24 protein-coding genes are annotated in these 20,140 nt (G+C 52.1%); 12 read left to right on the plus strand and 12 right to left on the minus strand.

The window, feature by feature from the left end; translation table 11 throughout:
* Window positions 1–80: 80 nt before the first annotated feature.
* The gene (locus F3J30_RS08065) at window positions 81–1,337 is read left to right on the plus strand and encodes a glycoside hydrolase family 18 protein (protein WP_166716910.1); all 1,257 of its coding nucleotides are present in this window, start codon (window positions 81–83) and stop codon (window positions 1,335–1,337) included.
* Window positions 1,338–1,396: 59 nt separating this feature from the next.
* Here the strand turns inward: F3J30_RS08065 and F3J30_RS08070 are convergent, their stop codons facing one another.
* Together F3J30_RS08070 and msrB are read right to left on the minus strand one after the other, a co-directional pair.
* Window positions 1,397–1,675, minus strand: coding sequence for a YeaC family protein (locus tag F3J30_RS08070; RefSeq protein WP_014069852.1), 279 nt, complete (start codon window positions 1,673–1,675; stop codon window positions 1,397–1,399).
* A 41-nt stretch (window positions 1,676–1,716) separates the two neighbouring features.
* A complete protein-coding gene (gene msrB, locus F3J30_RS08075) occupies window positions 1,717–2,130 on the minus strand; it encodes a peptide-methionine (R)-S-oxide reductase MsrB (RefSeq protein ID WP_014069851.1) in 414 nt (137 codons plus the stop codon).
* 341 nt (window positions 2,131–2,471) lie between these two features.
* Here msrB and gapA point away from each other — a divergent pair, with 341 nt between their 5' ends.
* Window positions 2,472–3,467: a glyceraldehyde-3-phosphate dehydrogenase gene (gapA, locus tag F3J30_RS08080; protein ID WP_010430074.1), complete on the plus strand. Its 996-nt coding sequence runs from the start codon at window positions 2,472–2,474 to the stop codon at window positions 3,465–3,467.
* Between the two features lie 75 nt (window positions 3,468–3,542).
* Window positions 3,543–4,427 (plus strand): D-hexose-6-phosphate mutarotase, encoded by an 885-nt coding sequence (locus F3J30_RS08085; RefSeq protein WP_166716911.1) that lies wholly within the window; start codon window positions 3,543–3,545, stop codon window positions 4,425–4,427.
* Between the two features lie 51 nt (window positions 4,428–4,478).
* Here the strand turns inward: F3J30_RS08085 and F3J30_RS08090 are convergent, their stop codons facing one another.
* Window positions 4,479–5,333 (minus strand): aldo/keto reductase, encoded by an 855-nt coding sequence (locus F3J30_RS08090; protein ID WP_166716912.1) that lies wholly within the window; start codon window positions 5,331–5,333, stop codon window positions 4,479–4,481.
* Between the two features lie 89 nt (window positions 5,334–5,422).
* Entirely contained in the window at window positions 5,423–6,169 is a 747-nt protein-coding gene (locus F3J30_RS08095) for a MipA/OmpV family protein (RefSeq protein WP_166716913.1), read from the minus strand.
* 432 nt (window positions 6,170–6,601) lie between these two features.
* On the opposite strand from F3J30_RS08095, the gene yeaG reads away from it, so the two are divergent.
* Window positions 6,602–8,536 (plus strand): protein kinase YeaG, encoded by a 1,935-nt coding sequence (gene yeaG, locus F3J30_RS08100; RefSeq protein WP_014069847.1) that lies wholly within the window; start codon window positions 6,602–6,604, stop codon window positions 8,534–8,536.
* A gap of 95 nt (window positions 8,537–8,631) precedes the next feature.
* Entirely contained in the window at window positions 8,632–9,915 is a 1,284-nt protein-coding gene (locus F3J30_RS08105) for a YeaH/YhbH family protein (protein WP_166716914.1), read from the plus strand.
* Window positions 9,916–9,948: 33 nt separating this feature from the next.
* Here the strand turns inward: F3J30_RS08105 and F3J30_RS08110 are convergent, their stop codons facing one another.
* Window positions 9,949–10,845, minus strand: coding sequence for a diguanylate cyclase (locus F3J30_RS08110; protein ID WP_166716915.1), 897 nt, complete (start codon window positions 10,843–10,845; stop codon window positions 9,949–9,951).
* Window positions 10,846–11,006: 161 nt separating this feature from the next.
* Between F3J30_RS08110 and F3J30_RS08115 the strand changes: the two genes are divergently transcribed.
* Window positions 11,007–11,507, plus strand: coding sequence for a YbaK/prolyl-tRNA synthetase associated domain-containing protein (locus F3J30_RS08115; protein ID WP_166716916.1), 501 nt, complete (start codon window positions 11,007–11,009; stop codon window positions 11,505–11,507).
* Between the two features lie 21 nt (window positions 11,508–11,528).
* Here F3J30_RS08115 and yoaI read toward each other — a convergent pair whose 3' ends face one another.
* On the minus strand, window positions 11,529–11,633 hold the full coding sequence (yoaI, locus tag F3J30_RS22615; RefSeq protein ID WP_088201837.1) for a small membrane protein YoaI: 105 nt from the start codon (window positions 11,631–11,633) through the stop codon (window positions 11,529–11,531).
* Window positions 11,634–11,781: 148 nt separating this feature from the next.
* Between yoaI and F3J30_RS08120 the strand changes: the two genes are divergently transcribed.
* The gene (locus F3J30_RS08120) at window positions 11,782–12,228 is read left to right on the plus strand and encodes a DUF441 domain-containing protein (protein WP_014069842.1); all 447 of its coding nucleotides are present in this window, start codon (window positions 11,782–11,784) and stop codon (window positions 12,226–12,228) included.
* Here F3J30_RS08120 and F3J30_RS08125 read toward each other — a convergent pair.
* Window positions 12,212–13,003 carry a helix-turn-helix transcriptional regulator gene (locus F3J30_RS08125; protein WP_166716917.1) on the minus strand — a complete coding sequence of 264 codons (792 nt, stop codon included), beginning with the start codon at window positions 13,001–13,003 and terminating at the stop codon, window positions 12,212–12,214. The two genes, F3J30_RS08120 and F3J30_RS08125, sit on opposite strands and share 17 nt — an antisense overlap.
* Window positions 13,004–13,102: 99 nt before the next feature.
* Between F3J30_RS08125 and F3J30_RS08130 the strand changes: the two genes are divergently transcribed.
* Window positions 13,103–14,293, plus strand: a complete 1,191-nt coding sequence (locus tag F3J30_RS08130; RefSeq protein WP_166716918.1) for a CynX/NimT family MFS transporter — start codon at window positions 13,103–13,105, stop codon at window positions 14,291–14,293.
* A 31-nt stretch (window positions 14,294–14,324) separates the two neighbouring features.
* Here F3J30_RS08130 and F3J30_RS08135 read toward each other — a convergent pair whose 3' ends face one another.
* Window positions 14,325–15,032 (minus strand): CTP synthase, encoded by a 708-nt coding sequence (locus F3J30_RS08135; RefSeq protein ID WP_014069839.1) that lies wholly within the window; start codon window positions 15,030–15,032, stop codon window positions 14,325–14,327.
* 145 nt (window positions 15,033–15,177) lie between these two features.
* Here F3J30_RS08135 and F3J30_RS08140 point away from each other — a divergent pair, with 145 nt between their 5' ends.
* Window positions 15,178–15,531 (plus strand): DUF488 domain-containing protein, encoded by a 354-nt coding sequence (locus F3J30_RS08140; protein ID WP_166716919.1) that lies wholly within the window; start codon window positions 15,178–15,180, stop codon window positions 15,529–15,531.
* Here F3J30_RS08140 and F3J30_RS08145 read toward each other — a convergent pair.
* Window positions 15,524–15,829 (minus strand): hypothetical protein, encoded by a 306-nt coding sequence (locus F3J30_RS08145; RefSeq protein ID WP_014069837.1) that lies wholly within the window; start codon window positions 15,827–15,829, stop codon window positions 15,524–15,526. The genes F3J30_RS08140 and F3J30_RS08145 overlap by 8 nt on opposite strands.
* A 73-nt stretch (window positions 15,830–15,902) precedes the next feature.
* Window positions 15,903–16,151, minus strand: a complete 249-nt coding sequence (locus F3J30_RS08150) for a DUF333 domain-containing protein (protein WP_014069836.1) — start codon at window positions 16,149–16,151, stop codon at window positions 15,903–15,905.
* A gap of 316 nt (window positions 16,152–16,467) precedes the next feature.
* Between F3J30_RS08150 and F3J30_RS08155 the strand changes: the two genes are divergently transcribed.
* Window positions 16,468–17,496 (plus strand): sensor domain-containing diguanylate cyclase, encoded by a 1,029-nt coding sequence (locus tag F3J30_RS08155; protein WP_166717145.1) that lies wholly within the window; start codon window positions 16,468–16,470, stop codon window positions 17,494–17,496.
* A 45-nt stretch (window positions 17,497–17,541) separates the two neighbouring features.
* A complete protein-coding gene (locus F3J30_RS08160) occupies window positions 17,542–17,640 on the plus strand; it encodes a YoaK family small membrane protein (protein WP_014883431.1) in 99 nt (32 codons plus the stop codon).
* Between the two features lie 129 nt (window positions 17,641–17,769).
* Here F3J30_RS08160 and F3J30_RS08170 read toward each other — a convergent pair whose 3' ends face one another.
* Window positions 17,770–18,018, minus strand: coding sequence for a GlsB/YeaQ/YmgE family stress response membrane protein (locus F3J30_RS08170; RefSeq protein WP_014069834.1), 249 nt, complete (start codon window positions 18,016–18,018; stop codon window positions 17,770–17,772).
* 435 nt (window positions 18,019–18,453) lie between these two features.
* Between F3J30_RS08170 and yncL the strand changes: the two genes are divergently transcribed.
* On the plus strand, window positions 18,454–18,546 hold the full coding sequence (gene yncL / locus F3J30_RS08175; protein ID WP_071881227.1) for a stress response membrane protein YncL: 93 nt from the start codon (window positions 18,454–18,456) through the stop codon (window positions 18,544–18,546).
* Window positions 18,547–18,581: 35 nt separating this feature from the next.
* On the opposite strand, the gene F3J30_RS08180 is transcribed toward yncL, so the two are convergent.
* Window positions 18,582–20,114 carry an EAL domain-containing protein gene (locus tag F3J30_RS08180; protein WP_166716920.1) on the minus strand — a complete coding sequence of 511 codons (1,533 nt, stop codon included), beginning with the start codon at window positions 20,112–20,114 and terminating at the stop codon, window positions 18,582–18,584.
* Between the last annotated feature and the right edge of the window lie 26 nt (window positions 20,115–20,140).

Genomic DNA, 20,140 nt, shown 5'->3' on the forward strand with positions numbered 1-20,140 from the left:
ATGCTATTCTCTTCAGGTTGTTTTTTCGCCACGCCTTTTCCGTGGCGTGGTTATGTTTGATATGTCAAAGAGGAACTTATATGAAACGTTTGCCATTGCTGGCAGCATTACCCTTGCTTTGCGCGTCAGTTGCCTCCGCCAATACCCTGATGTCCGTGGGCTACTTTAACGGAGGTGGCGATGTTACCGCCGGCCCGGGCGGGGATATCAATAAACTCGACGTTCGTCAGATAACACACCTGAACTACTCGTTTGGCCTGGTCTATAACGACGAGAAAGACGAAACCAACGCCGCACTCAAAGATCCGGCAAAACTCCATCAAATCTGGTTATCACCAAAAGTGGCCTCTGATCTGGCGTTAATCCCTGCCCTGCGTAAACAGAACCCCAATCTGAAAGTGCTGCTTTCCGTCGGTGGCTGGGGGGCTCGCGGTTTTTCTGGCGCGGCGGCCACTAAAGAGACTCGCGCCGTGTTTATCCGCTCTGCACAGGAGATTGTTGATAAATACGGTCTGGACGGCATCGACCTCGACTGGGAGTATCCGGTGAACGGCGCGTGGGGGCTGGTCGCAAGCACGCCCGCCGACCGGGATAATTTCACCGCGCTGCTCAAAGAGATGCGCGAGGCCTTCGGGCATAAAAAGCTGGTTACCATTGCGGTAGGCGCTAATGCGGAAAGTCCGAAAAGCTGGGTGGATGTGAAAGCCATCGCCCCGCTGCTCGATTATATCAACCTGATGACTTACGACATGGCGTACGGCACGCAGTACTTCAACGCCAACCTGTATGACTCCAGCGCCTGGCCGACCGTTGCCGCCGCCGATAAATACAGCGTGGATTTTGTGGTGAACAACTACCTTGCGGCTGGGGTGAAACCCAAACAGATGAACCTCGGGATCGGTTTCTACGGGCGCGTACCGAAACGTGCGGTTGAGCCAGGCATCGACTGGACGAAACCGGATGCGCAAAAAAATCCGGTAACGCAGCCCTACTTCGGCCCACAGGAAATCGGCCTGTTCAAATCCCTCGGCTATGACCTGACCAAAGACACCTACGTGAAGTACAACGACATCGTGAAAAAACTGCTGAACGACCCGCAGAAACGCTTTACCGAACACTGGGACGATCAGGCAAAAGTGCCGTGGCTTTCAGTAAACTCAGCCGACGGAAAAGCGCTGTTCGCTATCTCTTATGAGAACCCACGTTCAGTTGCCATCAAAGCGGACTATATCAAGGAGAAAGGTCTTGCCGGGGCGATGTTCTGGGAATATGGCGCAGATGACAATAATCAGTTAGCGAAACAACTGGCGGAGTCGCTCGGGATCCCGCATAAGTAGTAAGACATCAAGCCCTCTCCCCGTGGGAGAGGGCTGGGTGCGGGCATCAGCCCGCACCGTTATTGCATTTTCAGGGTCGCAATCGGCTTTGGCGTGATGCCAAAATCTTCTTTCAGCTCGCGCTTGCTCTTCATCACCATCTGACCCTGGGTGTCGATGGTCATGTGCTGGGCATCGGTGTTGTTACGTGCCTGCCACAACATCACCAGCTGCAAACTGTTCTCTTTTTGATCCGGGGTAAGGGCGACACCATCAGGCCATTTTCCCAGTTCAACCGCCGTCACCAGACGCTGATAAACTTCCGGTGTCATGCCACTAATCATGTCATCAATATTCATGATGTCTCCCTTTCAAAGGAATAATTTGCTGAATCGTTTTTTCAACCTTTGGTCTGGTCGCCATTTTCGTCATCAGTGAAGCTTAATGACGCTGAGTTGACGCAGAAACGTTCGCCTGTTGGCTGAGGACCGTCCGGGAAGACATGCCCCAGGTGGGCATCACATTTGCCACAGCGAATTTCAATACGCTGCATCCCGTGCGACGAGTCATCCAGGTAGCGGATTGCGTCATCGCTAACCGGCTCGTAAAAGCTCGGCCAACCGCAGCCAGAATCGTACTTGGTCTGGGAGTTGAACAGGGGCGCATCGCACACCAGGCAGTGATAAACACCGTCTCGCTTATTGTGCAACAAACGCCCGGTAAATGGGGGCTCAGTCCCGTGATTCTGGGTCACGTAGAACTGCATTTCTGTGAGGTTATTTTTCAGGTCATCAGGGTTACGTTGGTTCGACATATGCTTACATCTCGCTGTAGAAACAGGCATCTTATATACCGGATTCTAACAAAACATTAACACCCACGCGTGCACTTTTGTTCTAAACTTATGTGTCGCGAAAAGGTGGTCAGCCAAATGTGATCTATTTCACATTTTTATACTGGCAGGCCTTTAAAATTCCGGGCGCAGCCCCCATGTGGTTGCTAGCTCAAAGGGAAAGTGAGGCGAGTCAGTCGCACAAACGTTAGTCACAGGATTGATTTGTCGCAATGATTGACACGATTCCGCTTGACGCTGCGTAAGGTTTTTGTAATTTTACACGCAACCTTTTATTCACTAACAAATAGCTGGTGGAATATATGACTATCAAAGTAGGTATCAACGGTTTTGGCCGTATCGGCCGTATTGTTTTCCGTGCTGCTCAGAAACGTTCTGACATCGAAATCGTTGGTATCAACGATCTCCTGGACGCTGAATACATGGCGTACATGCTGAAGTACGACTCAACTCACGGTCGTTTCGACGGCACCGTTGAAGTGAAAGACGGCCACCTGGTTGTTAACGGCAAAACCATCCGCGTTACTGCTGAGAAAGACCCAGCTAACCTGAAATGGAACGAAATCGGTGTTGACGTTGTAGCTGAAGCTACCGGTATCTTCCTGACCGACGAAACCGCGCGTAAACACATCACCGCTGGTGCGAAAAAAGTTGTTCTGACTGGTCCATCCAAAGACAACACTCCAATGTTCGTACGTGGTGCTAACTTCGAAAAATATGCTGGCCAGGACATCGTTTCCAACGCATCCTGCACCACCAACTGCCTGGCTCCACTGGCTAAAGTTATCAACGACAACTTCGGTATCGTTGAAGGCCTGATGACCACCGTTCACGCAACTACCGCTACTCAGAAAACCGTTGATGGCCCGTCTCACAAAGACTGGCGCGGCGGCCGTGGCGCAGCTCAGAACATCATCCCATCTTCTACCGGTGCTGCTAAAGCTGTAGGCGTTGTTCTGCCAGAACTGAACGGTAAACTGACTGGTATGGCGTTCCGCGTTCCAACTCCTAACGTTTCCGTAGTTGACCTGACCGTTCGTCTGGAAAAAGCTGCTTCTTATGAAGAAATTAAGAAAGCAATCAAAGCTGCTTCCGAAGGCGCAATGAAAGGCGTTCTGGGTTACACCGAAGACGACGTTGTTTCTACCGATTTCAACGGCGAAGTTTGCACCTCTGTGTTCGATGCTAAAGCTGGTATCGCACTGAACGACAACTTCGTTAAACTGGTATCCTGGTACGACAACGAAACCGGCTACTCTAACAAAGTACTGGACCTGATCGCTCACATCTCCAAATAAGTTGAGATGAGAAACTGATCCAAAAAGGCGACTTCGGTCGCCTTTTTTATTGCTTTAAAGACAGAGGATTGCGTAATGATTAATAAAATTTTTGCACTTCCGGTAGTCGAACAACTTACCCCTGTGCTCTCCCACCGCAAAATCGATGATGCCGATATTATCGTTGTTGATCACCCACGCGTTAAAGCGTCAGTGGCGCTCAACGGTGCTCACCTGCTCTCCTGGAAACCAGAAGGTGAAGCAGAAGGTCTGTGGCTGAGCGATATTACCTCGTTCAAAAAAGGCGCGGCGATCCGCGGTGGCGTACCGATCTGCTGGCCGTGGTTTGGCCCAGCGGCAGAACAAGGCCTGCCTGCGCACGGTTTTGCCCGCAATCAACAGTGGACGCTGAAAGCGCACAATGAAGATGACAACGGCGCGGTGTTGACCTTTGAGCTGCACAGCAACGATGAGACCCGTAAACTCTGGCCACACGACTTCACGCTGTATGCGCGTTTCAAACTGGGTAAAACCTGTGAAATTGAGCTGGAAGCCCACGGGGAATTCGAAACGTCTTCTGCCCTGCACACCTATTTCAACGTAGGTGATATCGGTGCAGTAAAAGTCAGCGGCCTTGGCGATACCTTTATCGATAAAGTCGATAACGCGAAAGAAGGGAAACTGAGCGATGGCGTGCAGACGTTCCCGGATCGTACCGACCGCGTTTATCTGCACCCGGAAGCGTGCAGCGTGATCCACGATGCGAACCTCAATCGCCGGATCGAGGTTATCCACCACCACAATAGCAACGTTGTAGGCTGGAACCCGGGCCCGGCGCTCTCTGTGAGCATGGGTGACGTGCCGGATGACGGCTATAAAACCTTTGTCTGTGTCGAAACCGCCTGCGTTTCACCACTGCAAAAAGCCAGCTCCGAGAAACCTTCTCGTCTGGCGCAGACCATTAGCATTGTTAAAGGCTAATCGTCTCCAGCAGCCTCTCTCCCCATTGGGGGGAGAGGAAACTCCACACCGTTAAACCACATCTAATGGCGTTTTATGAGCCGGTGCCGGGAATGCACGCTCCAGTTTGAGCAGCTCCTGCGCGGTAAGCGTAATATCTAACGCCCCAGCATTTTCTTTTACATGTTCCACTGATGCCGCTTTCGGTATCGCAATCACGCCCTGATGGCTAATGACCCATGCCAGCAGAATTTGTGCGGCGGTGGCGTGATGGTCGCGGGCAATCTCATTCACCACCCGATGATTCATTAACCCGCTGCGTAAGCGTCCGGCCTGGGCTAACGGGCAGTAAGCCATCACCGGTATGGCCTGTTGCTGGCACCAGGGCAGTAAATCGTATTCAATTCCGCGTGAAGCCAGGTGATACAGCACCTGATTAGTGGCACAGGCCGCGCCGCCCTCTACGCGCCATAATTCCTGCATGTCGCCGTAATCCAGATTCGACACCCCCCAGCGGCCAATTTTCCCCTGTTGCTGGAGCTTCTCCATCAGTTCAACCGTCTCTTCCAGGCCAAAACCACCGCGCCAGTGCAGCAGATACAGATCGATGCGGTCGGTGCCAAGCCGTCGCAGGCTGGCTTCACATGCCGCCATTCCCTTCTGCCCGCCGGCATTCCACGGGTAGACTTTCGACACCAGATACACGCTATCGCGCAGACCTTTAATTGCTTCACCAACAACCTCTTCAGCTCCGCCTTCAGCATACATCTCTGCGGTATCAATCAGCCTGAGGCCCAGGTCGATGCCCGCACGCAGTGCATCCGCTTCGGTTTTACGCAGGCTTGCTTTTTCACCCATATACCAGGTGCCCTGCCCGATGGCCGGAAGGGTACGTGCACCGGAAAATGTCACCGTTTTTGCGCTCATATCATTCTCCTGTTATCTGCACCACCGTAAAGCAAACGGGGCGCAAGCGCCCCGTTTTGATGCATAGATTGCACTGTGAAAATGCACAATCAGAATTTGTAGGTCACACCCACAGAGAAGATACCGGACCAGGATTTGTCGACCATCGGGCTATCTTTCACTTCATCGCTCAGACGCACATAGCGGCCAGTGCCGTACACGCTCCAGTCACCGAGGAAGTTATAGCTTGCGGTGAGTTCCAGGTACGGATCCCAGCCGTCATCAGCGCCATAGGTTTTCAGGCCGCTACGACGAGACTCGTTTTTGGACACGCCATAATAGTAGTCGTTGTAGTTCTCACTGCTGTACTGCACACCGATACCTGGCGTCAGGGTCAGTCCGCCGTTGGTGTAGCGGTACAGCCAGGCCAGATCCCAGATAAAGCCGTTGCTGTTATCCAGCGTATCGCCTGCCAGCGCGGTACGCAGGAAACCATACTGAGTGTTATGCACGTAAGAAAGCCCGGCCATCATGGAGCTTTTACGTTTGTCGAGGCGGCGCAACTGGTTGTTATCGCTATCGCCTGGTTTGAAATGCATTGGATCGTAGTACGCCATGACAGAGAGTTTGTCGGCGTTATCGTTCCACAGATAGTAGCCGCCACCCAGACCGTGGAACCAGAAGTTATCGCCTTCATAGGTCACGACCGGAACCGGATAAATATCGCGATCATACTGTTTGTACGGGCTGTTAATCACGCCTACGCCCGCGCCAACAGTCCACTGATCCTCCGCCTGCGCGGTGCTAACTGAGGTGGCGGCCAATAAGCCTAATGCCAGAAGTTTGAGTTTGGTCACAATCCATTCTTTCCTGTAGTCAAATAATCAGCGGGTGCAGTGTAACCGCCCTTCCCCTACAACCCAAAATTTTTTGCCTGCTAATGAGTTTGATAAACCCGGTATTTTCCATTTTTCAGATGACCGCCCGCTTTCATTTATGTGACGACAGGATGAAAAGCGCAAAAATGCCTTATAACAAAGGCGGAAATTTTTGGATGAGTTATTGATATGTCATTGAAATTAGATTTTGCCGACATGCAAGTTTTGCAAATGCCATCTACGCTTTAATTTAAGAGGAGAAATTCCTGAGCGCCTTGTGATTCCTGGCGACCGACCTGGCACACAGGTTGCTGCTCTGGCATTACGGTGCGAGAAATTCTCTTCCGGGAGCCTCCACTACTCATACGAACGGCTCTTATCCTGTGCTAAAAAACGAAAGGACGGCATGCCATGAATATATTCGATCACTATCGCCAGCGCTATGAAGCTGCCAAGGACGAAGAGTTCACACTGCAGGAGTTTCTTACCATCTGTCGGCAAGATCGCAGTGCCTATGCCAATGCGGCAGAACGGCTATTGATGGCTATTGGTGAGCCAAACATGGTTGATACTGCCCTGGAGCCACGGCTTTCCCGTCTCTTTTCGAATCGGGTGGTCGCCCGATATCCGGCGTTTGAAGAGTTCTATGGTATGGAAGATGCCATTGAACAAATCGTCTCCTATCTGAAACATGCCGCTCAGGGTCTGGAAGAGAAGAAACAGATCCTCTATTTATTAGGCCCTGTGGGTGGCGGTAAATCGTCGCTGGCCGAACGTCTTAAAGCGCTGATGCAGCGCGTGCCTATTTATGTGCTGAGCGCCAACGGTGAACGCAGCCCGGTTAACGACCATCCGCTGTGCCTGTTCAACCCGCAGGAAGATGCGCAGATTCTGGATAAAGAGTTTGGCATCCCGCACCGCTATCTCGGCACCATCATGTCGCCGTGGGCAGCGAAACGTCTCCACGAGTTTGGTGGCGATATCACCAAATTCCGCGTCGTGAAGGTGTGGCCTTCTATTCTGGAACAGATTGCCATCGCCAAAACGGAACCGGGTGATGAGAACAACCAGGACATCTCTGCTCTGGTCGGTAAAGTCGATATCCGTAAACTGGAAAACTACGCGCAAAACGACCCGGATGCCTACGGCTACTCGGGCGCACTGTGCCGTTCAAACCAGGGGATTATGGAATTCGTCGAGATGTTTAAAGCACCGATTAAAGTGCTGCATCCCCTGCTGACCGCCACCCAGGAAGGGAACTACAACGGGACGGAAGGTATTTCCGCCCTGCCGTTCAACGGGATTATCCTGGCTCACTCGAACGAATCCGAATGGGTCACTTTCCGTAATAACAAAAACAATGAGGCGTTCCTTGACCGTGTGTACATCGTCAAAGTGCCTTATTGCCTGCGGATCTCTGAAGAGATCAAAATTTATGAAAAACTGCTCAACCACAGTGAGCTGGTTCATGCACCTTGCGCCCCGGGGACGCTGGAAACGCTGTCGCGCTTCTCTATCCTCTCGCGCCTGAAAGAACCGGAAAACTCCAGCATTTACTCGAAAATGCGTGTCTATGATGGCGAAAGCCTGAAAGACACCGATCCAAAAGCGAAGTCCTACCAGGAATACCGGGACTACGCCGGGGTCGACGAAGGGATGAACGGTCTGTCCACGCGTTTCGCGTTTAAGATCCTCTCCCGCGTGTTTAACTTCGACCATGCGGAAGTGGCTGCGAACCCGGTTCATCTGTTCTATGTGCTGGAGCAGCAAATTGAACGTGAACAGTTCCCGCAAGAGCAAGCCGAACGTTACCTTGAGTTCCTTAAAGGCTACCTGATCCCGAAATATGCCGAGTTCATTGGCAAAGAGATCCAGACAGCTTATCTGGAATCTTACTCGGAATACGGTCAGAACATTTTCGACCGCTATGTGACCTATGCCGACTTCTGGATCCAGGATCAGGAGTATCGCGACCCGGATACCGGCCAGCTGTTTGACCGTGAATCCCTGAACGCTGAACTGGAAAAAATTGAGAAGCCAGCGGGGATCAGCAATCCGAAAGATTTCCGTAATGAGATAGTCAACTTCGTGCTGCGTGCAAGAGCGCACAACAGCGGGCGGAATCCGAACTGGACCAGCTATGAAAAACTGCGCACGGTTATCGAGAAGAAAATGTTCTCTAATACCGAAGAGCTGTTGCCGGTCATTTCGTTTAACGCCAAAACCTCAACCGATGAGCAGAAAAAACACGACGACTTTGTCGACCGTATGATGGAGAAAGGCTATACCCGCAAACAGGTTCGCCTGCTGTGCGAATGGTATCTGCGCGTACGCAAATCGTCTTAACACAAGTGCCCGGTAGCGCCTGCGCCTACCGGGCCTACAAAAAATGTCCGGCATTTCAGGACACTGCAAGTTGGCAAATGCAGTACGGGGGGTATATGACCTGGTTTATTGACCGGCGTCTTAACGGCAAAAACAAGAGCACGGTGAATCGCCAGCGGTTCTTGCGCCGTTATAAAGCGCAAATTAAACAGTCGATCTCCGAAGCCATCAACAAGCGTTCGGTGACTGACGTCGATAGCGGTGAATCCGTTTCTATCCCGACGGATGACATTAGCGAACCGATGTTCCATCAGGGACGCGGCGGCCTGCGCCATCGTGTCCATCCAGGTAATGACCACTTCGTTCAGAATGACAGAATCGAACGCCCGCAAGGTGGCGGCGGTGGTTCGGGAAGCGGTCAGGGACAGGCCAGCCAGGACGGTGAAGGTCAGGATGAATTTGTTTTCCAGATTTCGAAAGATGAGTATCTCGATCTGCTCTTTGAAGATTTGGCTCTGCCGAATCTGAAAAAGAACCAGCATCGTCAATTGAACGAGTACAAAACCCACCGTGCGGGCTACACCGCCAACGGTGTGCCTGCCAATATCAGCGTCGTGCGTTCATTGCAGAACTCACTGGCGCGACGTACGGCGATGACGGCAGGGAAACGTCGTGAACTGCGCGAACTGGAAACCAGCCTGAAAGTGGTTGAGAACACCGAGCCCGCGCAACTTCTTGAAGAGGAACGCCTGCGTAAAGAGATTGCCGAGTTACGTGCGAAGATCGACCGGGTGCCGTTTATCGACACCTTTGACCTGCGTTACAAGAACTACGAGAAGCGCCCAGAGCCGTCCAGCCAGGCGGTGATGTTCTGTCTGATGGACGTTTCAGGCTCAATGGATCAGGCCACGAAGGATATGGCCAAACGCTTTTATATCCTGCTCTATCTGTTCCTGAGCAGAACCTATAAGAACGTGGAAGTGGTTTATATTCGCCACCATACGCAGGCAAAAGAGGTGGACGAGCACGAGTTCTTCTACTCGCAGGAAACCGGGGGCACTATCGTATCAAGCGCCCTGAAACTGATGGATGAAGTCGTGAAAGAACGCTATGACCCGGCGCAGTGGAACATCTATGCAGCGCAGGCGTCCGATGGCGATAACTGGGCAGATGACTCACCGCTGTGTCATGAAATTCTGGCGAAGAAAATTCTGCCCGTGGTGCGGTACTACAGCTATATCGAAATTACCCGGCGCGCCCACCAGACACTGTGGCGTGAATATGAACACTTACAGTCGATGTTTGACAACTTTGCCATGCAGCACATCCGCGATCAGGATGATATCTACCCGGTGTTCAGGGAGCTGTTCCACAAACAATCCACTACCAGCAACGCGTAATCCAACAGCCAGCGACATCGCTGGCTGTTTTCTTTATGCGCTCACATTAAGACAATCCAGCCGCCGGTTAATCAAGATGGTGCAGTTTCGGCCGCTATTTTTGCCTTTATACAGAGCCATATCCGCCCGCTCCAGCACTTCCCGTAGCGGTTCATCCCGGTGGACTCGCGTTAACCCCGCCGAGAATGTAATGCGAATACGGTGTTCACCCGACACGGTTTCTACTGCGGCAATCGCCCGGCGAAGCCGTTCTGCCGCGACGGTCGCTGCGCGATCGCTCCCGGCCTGAAGCAGGATAATAAACTCTTCGCCCCCATAGCGATAAACGGACTCATCGCGACGAATATGGTCTTCCAGATTAATTGCCAGCGTTCGCAATACCATGTCACCCACTAAGTGGCCATAGGTATCGTTAATCTTTTTAAAATGATCGACATCGAGCAGCAGGAGATATAACCCATTTTCACTGTACTGGGCATTCATGCTGTCGAAAGACTCGTCCAGAATACGGCGCAGAGGCAGCCCTGTCAGCGCATCGTAGCTGGTTCGCAATTGCAGTAAATGTACTTTATACCGTGTCAGTGAATCGGTGAATTCCAGTAGCGCGGTTTCAAACCGGTCGAAATGACGCTGCCGCTGCGACGCACATTCCAGATCCGTAATAAGCTGACGGCAGGCCTGATGCACCGCGATATGTTTTTTATTAATATCGAGAAGGTAATTTCTGTCCACACCTTCCGCTGCGAGCTGTTCATTCAGCCAGCCTCCGAATTCGCAGTGATTATGTGCCTCACCGCAGGTGATTTCTGGCAGTTCAACATCTCGGCTGGCCACAAAACGTAGCACCTTCACCAGCCATTTGAAGTGGGCATCGGTCGCACGATTCAGCCCCCGTACAATTGCGTCTATCTCCTTGTATTTCCTGTTCATTACTTCACCACTCCTGTGATAATACCGGAGCTTGATAATAACAAACTGAATTTCAACTTTTGTCACTCTGCGTATATAACCGCCAATTCTGAGGTACGCACCGGCGAAAAAATCTGTGTTAATGTACAACTCTGCGATTGGCATAAAACAGGTAAAACGCGATGTCGGATGAAGTAAAAGGTACTGATACCCACCAGCAACTTATCGCATTATTAACCCAGCAACAGGTGCAGTTTCGCGTGGTGGAACATGACGCGGTGGGAAAATGCGAAGCAGTAAGCGAGATCCGCGGCACCGATCTTGGGCAGGGCGCAAAAGCGCTGGTCTGTAAAGTGAAGGGAAATGGCGTTAAAAAGCACGTGCTGGCGATCCTTGCCGCCGATCAACAAGCCGACCTCAGCCAGCTTGCCAGCCATTTTGGTGGGCTTAAAGCATCTCTGGCCAGCCCGGCGGAAGTGGATAACCTCACAGCCTGCGTCTTTGGTGCTATACCGCCTTTTAGCTTCCACCCGGATCTGACGCTGGTCGCCGACCCGCTGCTGTTCGAGCGTTTTGACGAAATCGCCTTCAACGCGGGTTTACTGGAGAAATCCGTAATTATGGATACCCAGGATTACCTGCGTATCGCCCGGCCTGAGCTGGTTGCTTTTCGGAAAATATAACGACTGCGGCTGGCTAATCAGTCAGCCATGTTTTTCCAGAAAAATAACGGACGCCACCAGAATGATTGCAATGGTAAAAAACGAAGACGAGATAATCAGCGTTTCGACAAACATTTGATCGTTCATCATGTATACCCTTTTGCTGTGACTGGTTCTTTTTTATCCTCCGCAAATGACAGTCACATGACAGCGATAAGATCTTTTTATAAAAGCTGTTTGCCGGAATTTTTACGCGTAAAGTAAGCAGGCTTACTTTTTTTGGCAAGGATGACACATGTTTGACCCTACCCTGTTAATTCTTATGGGGCTCGCTGCACTGGGCTTTATTAGCCATAACACCACGGTTGCCGTCTCAATACTGGTGCTTATTATCGTGCGCGTCACCCCGCTAAATACCTTTTTCCCCTGGATTGAAAAACAAGGCCTGACGGTCGGGATTATCATTCTGACGATTGGGGTGATGGCGCCGATTGCCAGCGGCACGCTCCCGGCATCGACGCTGCTGCATTCGTTTGTGAACTGGAAATCGCTGGTTGCCATTGCCGTCGGTATTTTTGTCTCCTGGCTTGGCGGGCGCGGGGTAACGCTGATGAGTTCCCAGCCATCGCTGGTCGCCGGGCTTCTGGTGGGAACCGTCCTGGGCGTGGCTCTGTTCCGCGGCGTGCCGGTTGGCCCGCTGATTGCCGCAGGCCTGGTGTCACTCTTTATTGGGAAGTCCTAGAAAGCCCCGCCACATATCGGGCAGGGGTTTGCCCTAACCCTTTTCTGAACATCGTAATAAACGCGGTGGTGGAGTCATAGCCAAGTGACTGCGCCACCTGCTGCACGGATCGCCCGCTAATAAGCAGCTGTAGCGCCACAATGAGCTGCAACTGATGCCGCCAGCGCCGAAAGCTCAGCCCGGTTTCTTTTACCACCAGCCGCGCCAGGTTGCGTTCGCTCATCGCAAAGTGGTGCGCCCATTGCGCCAGGGTCTGCCACTCGGCGGGCTCCTCGGCCATTCGTTCACTCATAAAGCGGATTTTAGGATGCAGTGATACTGGCAGTTGCAGGTGTTCCTGCGGCTGTTGCTGCAGTTCGTCAAACAGCACATCAACCAGCCGTGACGTGGCCGGTAACTGAAGTTCTTCCCGGGTTCGTGAAGCAAGCGTCAGGATAAGCTCCCGCACCAGCGGCGATATCTTGAGCGTACAGCAGCGGTCCGGCAGGCTGACCGCTCCGGGTTCGATAAACAAAAAACAGAGCTGGGCGCTTGGCGTGGCTTTATTGCTGTGGGGAACCTGACCCGGGATCCACACTGCATACTGCGGTGGCACCATCAGCATGGCGCTTTCAACTTCACACGTAATTGCGCCGCCTAACGCCAGTATCAACTGCCCTTTGCGATGCTGGTGTTGCGGTATGTGTTGCTCTTCTGCGACAACACGAATTCGAAACGCCACCGCAGCATCATGCTGGCTGTCGGGGTCGTAACCATCAAGTCCCAGGCCGATCATAAAGTTGTCCGATATTAGCGATAAACTGTCATTTTAGCTTGATTTCAACACGCAAAAAAATCGGTATCGTGTGCCCTCGCCTCAACGCTAGAGAAAATAATGACGACTGCTGATATTCGACCTTCAGGGAAACAGGGAGCACTGCTGATCGCAGGCATCCTGATGATTGCCACTACGCTGCGCGTGACCTTTACCGGCGCGGCCCCCTTGCTTGACACTATTCGCCATGATTACGGTCTGAGCACCGCGCAAACCGGCCTGCTCACCACGCTTCCGCTGCTGGCGTTTGCGTTAATCTCCCCGCTGGCTGCGGGTCTTGCCCGGCGTATTGGCATGGAGCGAAGCCTTTTTGTCTCTCTGCTGCTGATTTGTGCCGGTATTGGCATTCGCTCTTTGCCTTCCGCTGCCCTGCTGTTTACCGGCACCGCGATTATTGGTTGCGGTATTGCGCTTGGAAACGTGTTGCTGCCCGGGCTTATCAAACGTGATTTCCCAGGCCAGGTCGCCAGGTTAACCGGCGCTTACTCGCTGACCATGGGCGCATCAGCAGCGCTTGGTTCTGCGCTGATTGTTCCGCTGTCACTGGGAGAGGCAGGATGGCACGGGGCGTTACTCATGCTGATCGCCTTCCCGCTGGTGGCCTTGCTGCTCTGGCTGCCGCAGTGGAGACGCACTCCTGTTGCCACAGTGACCGGTGCCGGGGCGCTGCATAACCGCGCCATCTGGCGCTCTGCCCTCGCCTGGCAGGTGACCTTATTCCTTGGCATCAACTCACTGATTTATTACGTCATCATCGGCTGGCTACCGGCCATTTTGCAAAGCCACGGCTACAGCGAAACGCAGGCAGGCTCCATGCATGGCGTGTTACAACTTGCCACCGCAGTACCTGGGCTGGCCGTGCCGCTGATCCTTCATCGTCTGAAAGATCAGCGAGGGATCGCAGGATGCGTAGCGTTGATGTGCGCTGTCAGCGGGGCAGGTTTCTGGTTTGCCCCCGGACTCGCCCTCGTCTGGACAGTGGTGTTTGGCTTTGGCTCAGGCGCCACGATGATCCTCGGCCTGACGTTTATCGGCCTGCGCGCCAGCTCGGCGCACCAGGCAGCGGCATTGTCGGGGATGGCACAGTCGATTGGTTATCTGCTGGCAGCGTGCGGCCCACCTCTGATGGGGAAAATTCACGATTCGGCGGGCGACTGGCGAATTCCGTTGATGGCCTGTGCACTAGCTTCCATCGTGATGGCCGGATGCGGCGTGCTTGCCGGGCGCGATCGGGAAATCACACCCCGCTAAGCACAGGGCAGACCGGGAGGTCTGCCTTTCTTTACCCACGCGCTGCGCGCAGCATGGCCTGCGCCAGCACCACAGGACGGCCGTCCAGTGCCGCGCGTTCGTGCTGGAACAGCGTGATCACAAAGAACGGATGCGTGACCAGCTCTGCCGCGCGGATCTCGCCCTGCTCGTCCCAGCCCGTGACGCGCATATCGCCACTTTCAAGCTCCTGGGCGAATTCTGGCGAGACGCCGTAGTTGCAGTGATACCCTTCCTCAATCTCAGGTTTGCCGTAGGCTTTTGCGATAAGCGTATTGTTGCGCAGTTCGATGGCGTCGGTTTTTTCCACCAGCGAACAGGTTAATGGTGCAATCACCATCGTCCCTTCGGTATCGGTTTCCGCATGTCCGGCGTCATCCCAGCCCAGCACGTTGCGGGCATACTCAATCAGCGCGTGCTGGAACCCACCGCATGTCCCAAGGAATGGCACGCTGTTTTCACGTGCATAACGCGCGGCAATAAAAGCGGCTTCGGCATTTTTATACGGGCTTGCAGGAACCAGCCAGATGGCATCGTAACCCACCAGGTCTTCCGGGCTGGTTAATTCCGTTGTGGCAAGCCAGTCATAATCGGCGGTGAGTTCAAGTACAGCGGCAGCGTCATCAATTGCCAGCGGGATCGCCTGATGCGCAATCACGTCGGGATTGTAATCGCCAACCAGGGCAATACGCAGCGTGGTTTTAACCGGGGAGAGTTCCATGAAAGGTTCCTTATGCCAGAGTATTATCAGATAACATAAGGAACCTCAGACTACCGATCTTTTGCAATAATCACAATACCTTAAAATTAGTTGGTAAAAACCGTAGTGCTATAGTGTGTAGGCCGACACATCATGGAGAGAGACGATGATTCAATGCAAACGTGTATACGCCGAGGCGAGCTCAGAGGACGGTTATCGGGTTCTGGTAGACAGATTATGGCCGCGCGGGATCAAAAAAACAGACCTCGCCTGCGATGAATGGTGTAAAACGCTCACGCCGTCGAACGAGCTGCGCAAAGCGTTTCACAGTGAAGTAATTGATTTTGACGCCTTCAGTCAGGCGTATCGGGAAGAGCTGGCGCAGCATCAGGATGAAGGGCTCCGCCTGGCCGAACGGGCAAAAAAACAGACCGTCACGCTGCTGTATGGCGCTAAAAATACGCAGCAGAATCACGCGCTGGTGTTAGCCGACTGGCTGCGCCATCTTAAAATCAGCTGATCGCCAGCTCGTTGTGGGTTTGCGGCGCTTCGTCAGGCTGAAGTGGCATCAGGTGTTCGGGGCGCACAAACGCAAAACCATGCTGATTGTCGAAGGCGTAGACATCACCCGTCACCAGCCAAAGCGCACGGTCGGCTGTCGCCGGCAGTTGGGTCATTACGCCGTTTACCGGGTTCACAAAACGTAAACCCGGCTGGCACAGACCAAACAGCTCAACAGATTTACCGATATTACGACGACCAGCAGTGGTACGCGCGCCAATAATCATGGCCAGGCTGCCCGGTTTTAACTGAAACATACTTCTCTCGCAGTGAGTATTGTTAGGTAAGAATAATCCTAAAGAGAAGTGTATCGCAGTCCTTATACTGCTGTCACCTGGCAGGTTGCGGGTGGTCGCGACGATACAGATCCCATTCATCAATCACTTCGCCGCCCGGTAATTTGCACTCCGTGCGTACCCCTTGCGGGCTTTGCACCGGAACCTGAACGCCCCCTTTTTGCAGGCAGTAAACCGAGGCAGGATTAGCCATCCCCACTTGCGGTGGTTTTGGGGCGTCTGGTGGCGTTGCTGTTGAACAGGCCGCAAGCGGCAGCATCAGCGCAAGTAACAGATATCTCATTCTTTATCCTTTTTTTATTTACGAAACCTTAGCCTAATCAACTGGCGCTATTTTCTCCATGATTTCTCCATTAAACCTGCACTTTTCAACTTTATAGTGTGCTGGTTCTCGATATGACCAGAGAACATCATTCCGTAATCAAGATGTCTTTGCCCCGGTCTCAACAACGGGGCTTTTTTTTGCCCTTTTTCCCGCCCCCCGCCTCAACCAGAAATATATTAAATTTTGTATATTCATGTTTTACTATGGCTGGAGCCGAAAATTTCAGCATAACATGCAGATGCAGACGTCTTCTGCATGGGAGTCTACCTACGTCATGTCGGATATTATCCTTGCCCATGTTTCAGAAACTCTCGCGACGGAACAATCCCTGGAAAGTCTGGTACGTCAGTTACTGGAGATGCTGGAGATTGTGACCGAAATGGAGTCGACCTATCTGACGAAGGTCGATATCAGCGCGCGATTGCAGCATATTTTGTATGCCCGTAATAGCAAGCAGATGCAGATCCCAGAGGGGCTGAGCGTTCCCTGGGGTGACACGCTGTGCAAGCGCGCGATTGATAGCGATACGATTTTCAGTAACGAGGTGGCTGAACGCTGGGCTGACTGTGATGCCGCAAAAGCACTCGGTATCACCACTTACATGAGTATTCCCATCCATCTGGCTGACGGTTCGCTTTACGGCACACTGTGTGCAACCAGTACCGAGAAAAAACAACTCAGCGAGCGCGGCGAGCAGGTGTTGAGACTGTTTGCCGGGTTGATTTCCCAGTACATCCAGAAAGAGTCCCTGGTTGCTCAGTTGCGCGAAGCCAATGCGGCCCTGATCGCACACTCATATACGGACGCCCTCACCGGCTTACCTAACCGTCGTGCTATTTTTGAAAACCTCACTACCCTGTTTTCACTGGCGCGCCACCTTAATCGCACTGCCATTATCGCCTTTATCGACCTGGACAACTTTAAATTGATTAATGACCATTACGGGCATGAAACGGGCGATCAATTTTTAGTTGAGGTGGGTAAAAGGCTGACTCAGGAACAGACTCAGGACGAAATCATCGGCCGACTGGGTGGTGATGAGTTTCTGGTTGCCTGCCTGAGTAAAGGTGAAAACAAAAGTGACGACACGCAGATAAACGTGCTCAAAACCCGTATCAGCGCCCGGATAGCTGGGGAATACTGGCTTGGAAACGTCCATATTGTCTATCCTGGAGCCAGTCTTGGCGTGGTGGAAGTTGACCCCAGCAGCACGGACGCCGACAGCGCATTACGCGCCGCAGACGTTGAGATGTATCAGGATAAAAAAGGAAAGAGCAAAACACGCTTTCTCACTCTGGATTAACCCCGTACACTCTACGGCGTTATGTAAACCGAGACAGGTGATGGTATGAGAATTGGAATACTCTTTCCGGTCGTTATTTTTATAACGGCAGTGGTTTTTTTAGCATGGTTTTTCGTTGGCGGTTATGCCGCCCCGGGGGCGTAAATGAGAAAAACAACCATCATTATGTTGATCATTGCCATCGTGGCCGTTGCCGGAACCCACTTTGGCTGGTGGTAATGCTGCCCAGTAAAAAGGCCGCCATCGGGCAGCCTTTTTTAACGCTTGTCAGGTTTAGCTTTTGATTTTTCTGTAGATAAACAGAACAACCAGCGCGCCAATCACCGCAACGGCAAAGCTGCCAAAGTTGAAACCATCAACTTTACCAAAACCGAAGAGGGTGCTAATCCAGCCCCCAACGACCGCACCCACTATCCCCAGTACTACGGTTACAATAAAACCACCGCCATCTTTGCCTGGCATAATCCACTTCGCCAGAATCCCCGCAATCAGCCCAAAGATAATCCAGGATATGATTCCCATAGTCTTCCTCTCTGTATGGTTTTTTTGTCATTAAATCAACGACACAGAAAAGGATAGCACAGGATGCATAAAAGGAAATTTGTGATAAGCATCACAAATGCCTTTTTGTTGGGTAAAGCATGCTTTACATGTCAGCCACAAGACGCGGGAAAACATCTCTTTTGGAAACACACAATAAACGCGGGGTTGCATCTTTTATTGAGAAAGATTATCTTTCTCAATACTGAATAGTTGAGCAAAACACTCAGGTATTCAGTACGACATTGCTCACATTGCTTCCAGTATTTCTTGCCCACTTTTTAGTGGGCTTTTTTTTGCTTTTAGCACGCCCCTTCTCTGGCTGACCTGCGCAAAACCAATGCAATTTACCGTTTATTCCCGCAGAGTTTGGCGCTATCCTTAGCGGCCTGTGCACAAAGGAATGTCTTTGATAACATGAACGTATCAAGCAAGTTTGTGATTTGCCTTAACCTTGTTTCTGCCAGCACGCTGCTGTTGTTGCTGTCTGCCAGGTTTGAGTGGTTCTGAGCCGCCAACGCCCGGGCGGTTCCCCTGCCCGGCGTTCAGACCTTTTCTTCCTCGTACACCCTGATCTCCTCTTTAGGTTTCGAGAGCAGGAATTTAATGAACTCAACATACGAAACGGGTTTACCGAAATAGTACCCTTGCAACAGGTTGATTTGATTACGGTTCAGATACTCTAACTGTTCTTTTGTTTCAACGCCTTCCGCCACAATGCTGAGCGACAATTTCTTTGCTATCTCAATCACGCAGTCCAGCAGAATAGTTGAATCTTTCTGTTCCGATACCCGGCTGACAAAACTTTTATCGATCTTGATATAGTCAATGGCCAGCGCATCGAGGCATGACAGCCCTGAATAACCGGTACCAAAATCGTCCAGAGCAATCACAAACCCCGAATTATGCAGCGTATTAAGATTTTCGATGAGTTCAGGGTTGTCGAGCAAGGGCTCCCGCTCGGTCACTTCCAGAACCAGCTTGATCTTTTTCCCCTTGAACCCCTGGCCAAAGGTGTTGCAGTCCCCGATAAATGTCGGGGAATTAATATGCCGGGCGCTAATATTCACCCCAATATGAAATCCATCCGGTAATTTCGGAAGCAACGGTTTTAGCTGGCTGACCACTTTTTCCATCAGCCCCTTCGTCAGCGGGATGATTAACCCACTGCGCTCAGCAATAGGAATAAACACGTCAGGGGGAATATAGCCTGATTTCGGATGTTTCCACCTGGCCAGCACCTCAACACCGTATAGCCCACCGGTCTTGCCATTCATAATCGGTTGATAGAAAGGCACGATGTCGCCTCTGATGATGGCTTTGCGCAGGTCCTCTTCAAAGGTGGTGCTTTTACCTGCATAGCGGCGCCACAAAATACCCACCGCAACGGAGAGGATAAAGACCAACAGCATCAGGCTCCACCCCTGCTGGACCAGCCGCGTCATATCAAAGAACGCAGGGGCTTGCCAGGCCATGCTGAAAGGAAAGAGAGCTGATGACGCAAGCGTTGTCGACGGTTGCGACGTCGGCAGTGGGCTAACATCACCTATGCGCGCAAGCTGCTGTTTATTCACCACCAGCGCCAGGTTTTCGGATGTCCCTGCGATCACGTCACGCAAATGAGCATCGCTGACGCTAATGATGACCCGCCCACCAGGTATCGGACGCTGGAAAACCAGCACCGGGACACCATTAATTAATCGGTTCCCGGACAACAGCATTAATTTTTCGTCCGGTAAGGTTTCGGGATGAATAATTAACACCCCATTACCCGGCAAAGAGGTACACATAATAGTACCGCCCTGCTCGATCATAATTGCGCGCAGATGGGGTTTAAGCGCTGCCTCTGTACCTAATTCCAGTTGCCCACCGCTGGTACAGCCCTGCGCCGCAACGCGTTGTGCAGTATCAGCTGCATTCACCGCTTCATTGAGGATGGCATCGATTTTAAAGGTGCTGGACCTGGCTGCCCCGGCGGAGTTTAACGTCGCCATGTGCCACAGCTGCCAGTTGATTGTCAGCATTCCCACCAGAAAGAGGAAGACTGCACTCAGGATTGGGATAAAAGCGTTGCGCACGATTTTTCCTTAGAAAAGAAAAAACA

The organism is Enterobacter sp. Tr-810 (assembly GCF_011752765.1).
Taxonomy (GTDB): domain Bacteria; phylum Pseudomonadota; class Gammaproteobacteria; order Enterobacterales; family Enterobacteriaceae; genus Enterobacter; species Enterobacter soli.

Coding starts and splice junctions, on each gene's coding strand:
- msrB (WP_014069851.1), bottom strand. CDS start 2,130: ATGTCGAACCAACGTAACCCTGATGACCTGAAAAATAACCTCACAGAA.
- F3J30_RS08120 (WP_014069842.1), top strand. CDS start 11,782: ATGTTTGACCCTACCCTGTTAATTCTTATGGGGCTCGCTGCACTGGGC.
- F3J30_RS08130 (WP_166716918.1), top strand. CDS start 13,103: ATGACGACTGCTGATATTCGACCTTCAGGGAAACAGGGAGCACTGCTG.
- F3J30_RS08115 (WP_166716916.1), top strand. CDS start 11,007: ATGTCGGATGAAGTAAAAGGTACTGATACCCACCAGCAACTTATCGCA.
- F3J30_RS08140 (WP_166716919.1), top strand. CDS start 15,178: ATGATTCAATGCAAACGTGTATACGCCGAGGCGAGCTCAGAGGACGGT.
- F3J30_RS08085 (WP_166716911.1), top strand. CDS start 3,543: ATGATTAATAAAATTTTTGCACTTCCGGTAGTCGAACAACTTACCCCT.
- F3J30_RS08125 (WP_166716917.1), bottom strand. CDS start 13,003: ATGATCGGCCTGGGACTTGATGGTTACGACCCCGACAGCCAGCATGAT.
- F3J30_RS08145 (WP_014069837.1), bottom strand. CDS start 15,829: ATGTTTCAGTTAAAACCGGGCAGCCTGGCCATGATTATTGGCGCGCGT.
- gapA (WP_010430074.1), top strand. CDS start 2,472: ATGACTATCAAAGTAGGTATCAACGGTTTTGGCCGTATCGGCCGTATT.
- F3J30_RS08135 (WP_014069839.1), bottom strand. CDS start 15,032: ATGGAACTCTCCCCGGTTAAAACCACGCTGCGTATTGCCCTGGTTGGC.
- F3J30_RS08065 (WP_166716910.1), top strand. CDS start 81: ATGAAACGTTTGCCATTGCTGGCAGCATTACCCTTGCTTTGCGCGTCA.
- F3J30_RS08170 (WP_014069834.1), bottom strand. CDS start 18,018: ATGGGAATCATATCCTGGATTATCTTTGGGCTGATTGCGGGGATTCTG.
- F3J30_RS08160 (WP_014883431.1), top strand. CDS start 17,542: ATGAGAATTGGAATACTCTTTCCGGTCGTTATTTTTATAACGGCAGTG.
- F3J30_RS08150 (WP_014069836.1), bottom strand. CDS start 16,151: ATGAGATATCTGTTACTTGCGCTGATGCTGCCGCTTGCGGCCTGTTCA.
- F3J30_RS08105 (WP_166716914.1), top strand. CDS start 8,632: ATGACCTGGTTTATTGACCGGCGTCTTAACGGCAAAAACAAGAGCACG.
- F3J30_RS08070 (WP_014069852.1), bottom strand. CDS start 1,675: ATGAATATTGATGACATGATTAGTGGCATGACACCGGAAGTTTATCAG.
- F3J30_RS08090 (WP_166716912.1), bottom strand. CDS start 5,333: ATGAGCGCAAAAACGGTGACATTTTCCGGTGCACGTACCCTTCCGGCC.
- yncL (WP_071881227.1), top strand. CDS start 18,454: ATGAACGTATCAAGCAAGTTTGTGATTTGCCTTAACCTTGTTTCTGCC.
- yoaI (WP_088201837.1), bottom strand. CDS start 11,633: ATGAACGATCAAATGTTTGTCGAAACGCTGATTATCTCGTCTTCGTTT.
- yeaG (WP_014069847.1), top strand. CDS start 6,602: ATGAATATATTCGATCACTATCGCCAGCGCTATGAAGCTGCCAAGGAC.
- F3J30_RS08155 (WP_166717145.1), top strand. CDS start 16,468: ATGTCGGATATTATCCTTGCCCATGTTTCAGAAACTCTCGCGACGGAA.
- F3J30_RS08110 (WP_166716915.1), bottom strand. CDS start 10,845: ATGAACAGGAAATACAAGGAGATAGACGCAATTGTACGGGGGCTGAAT.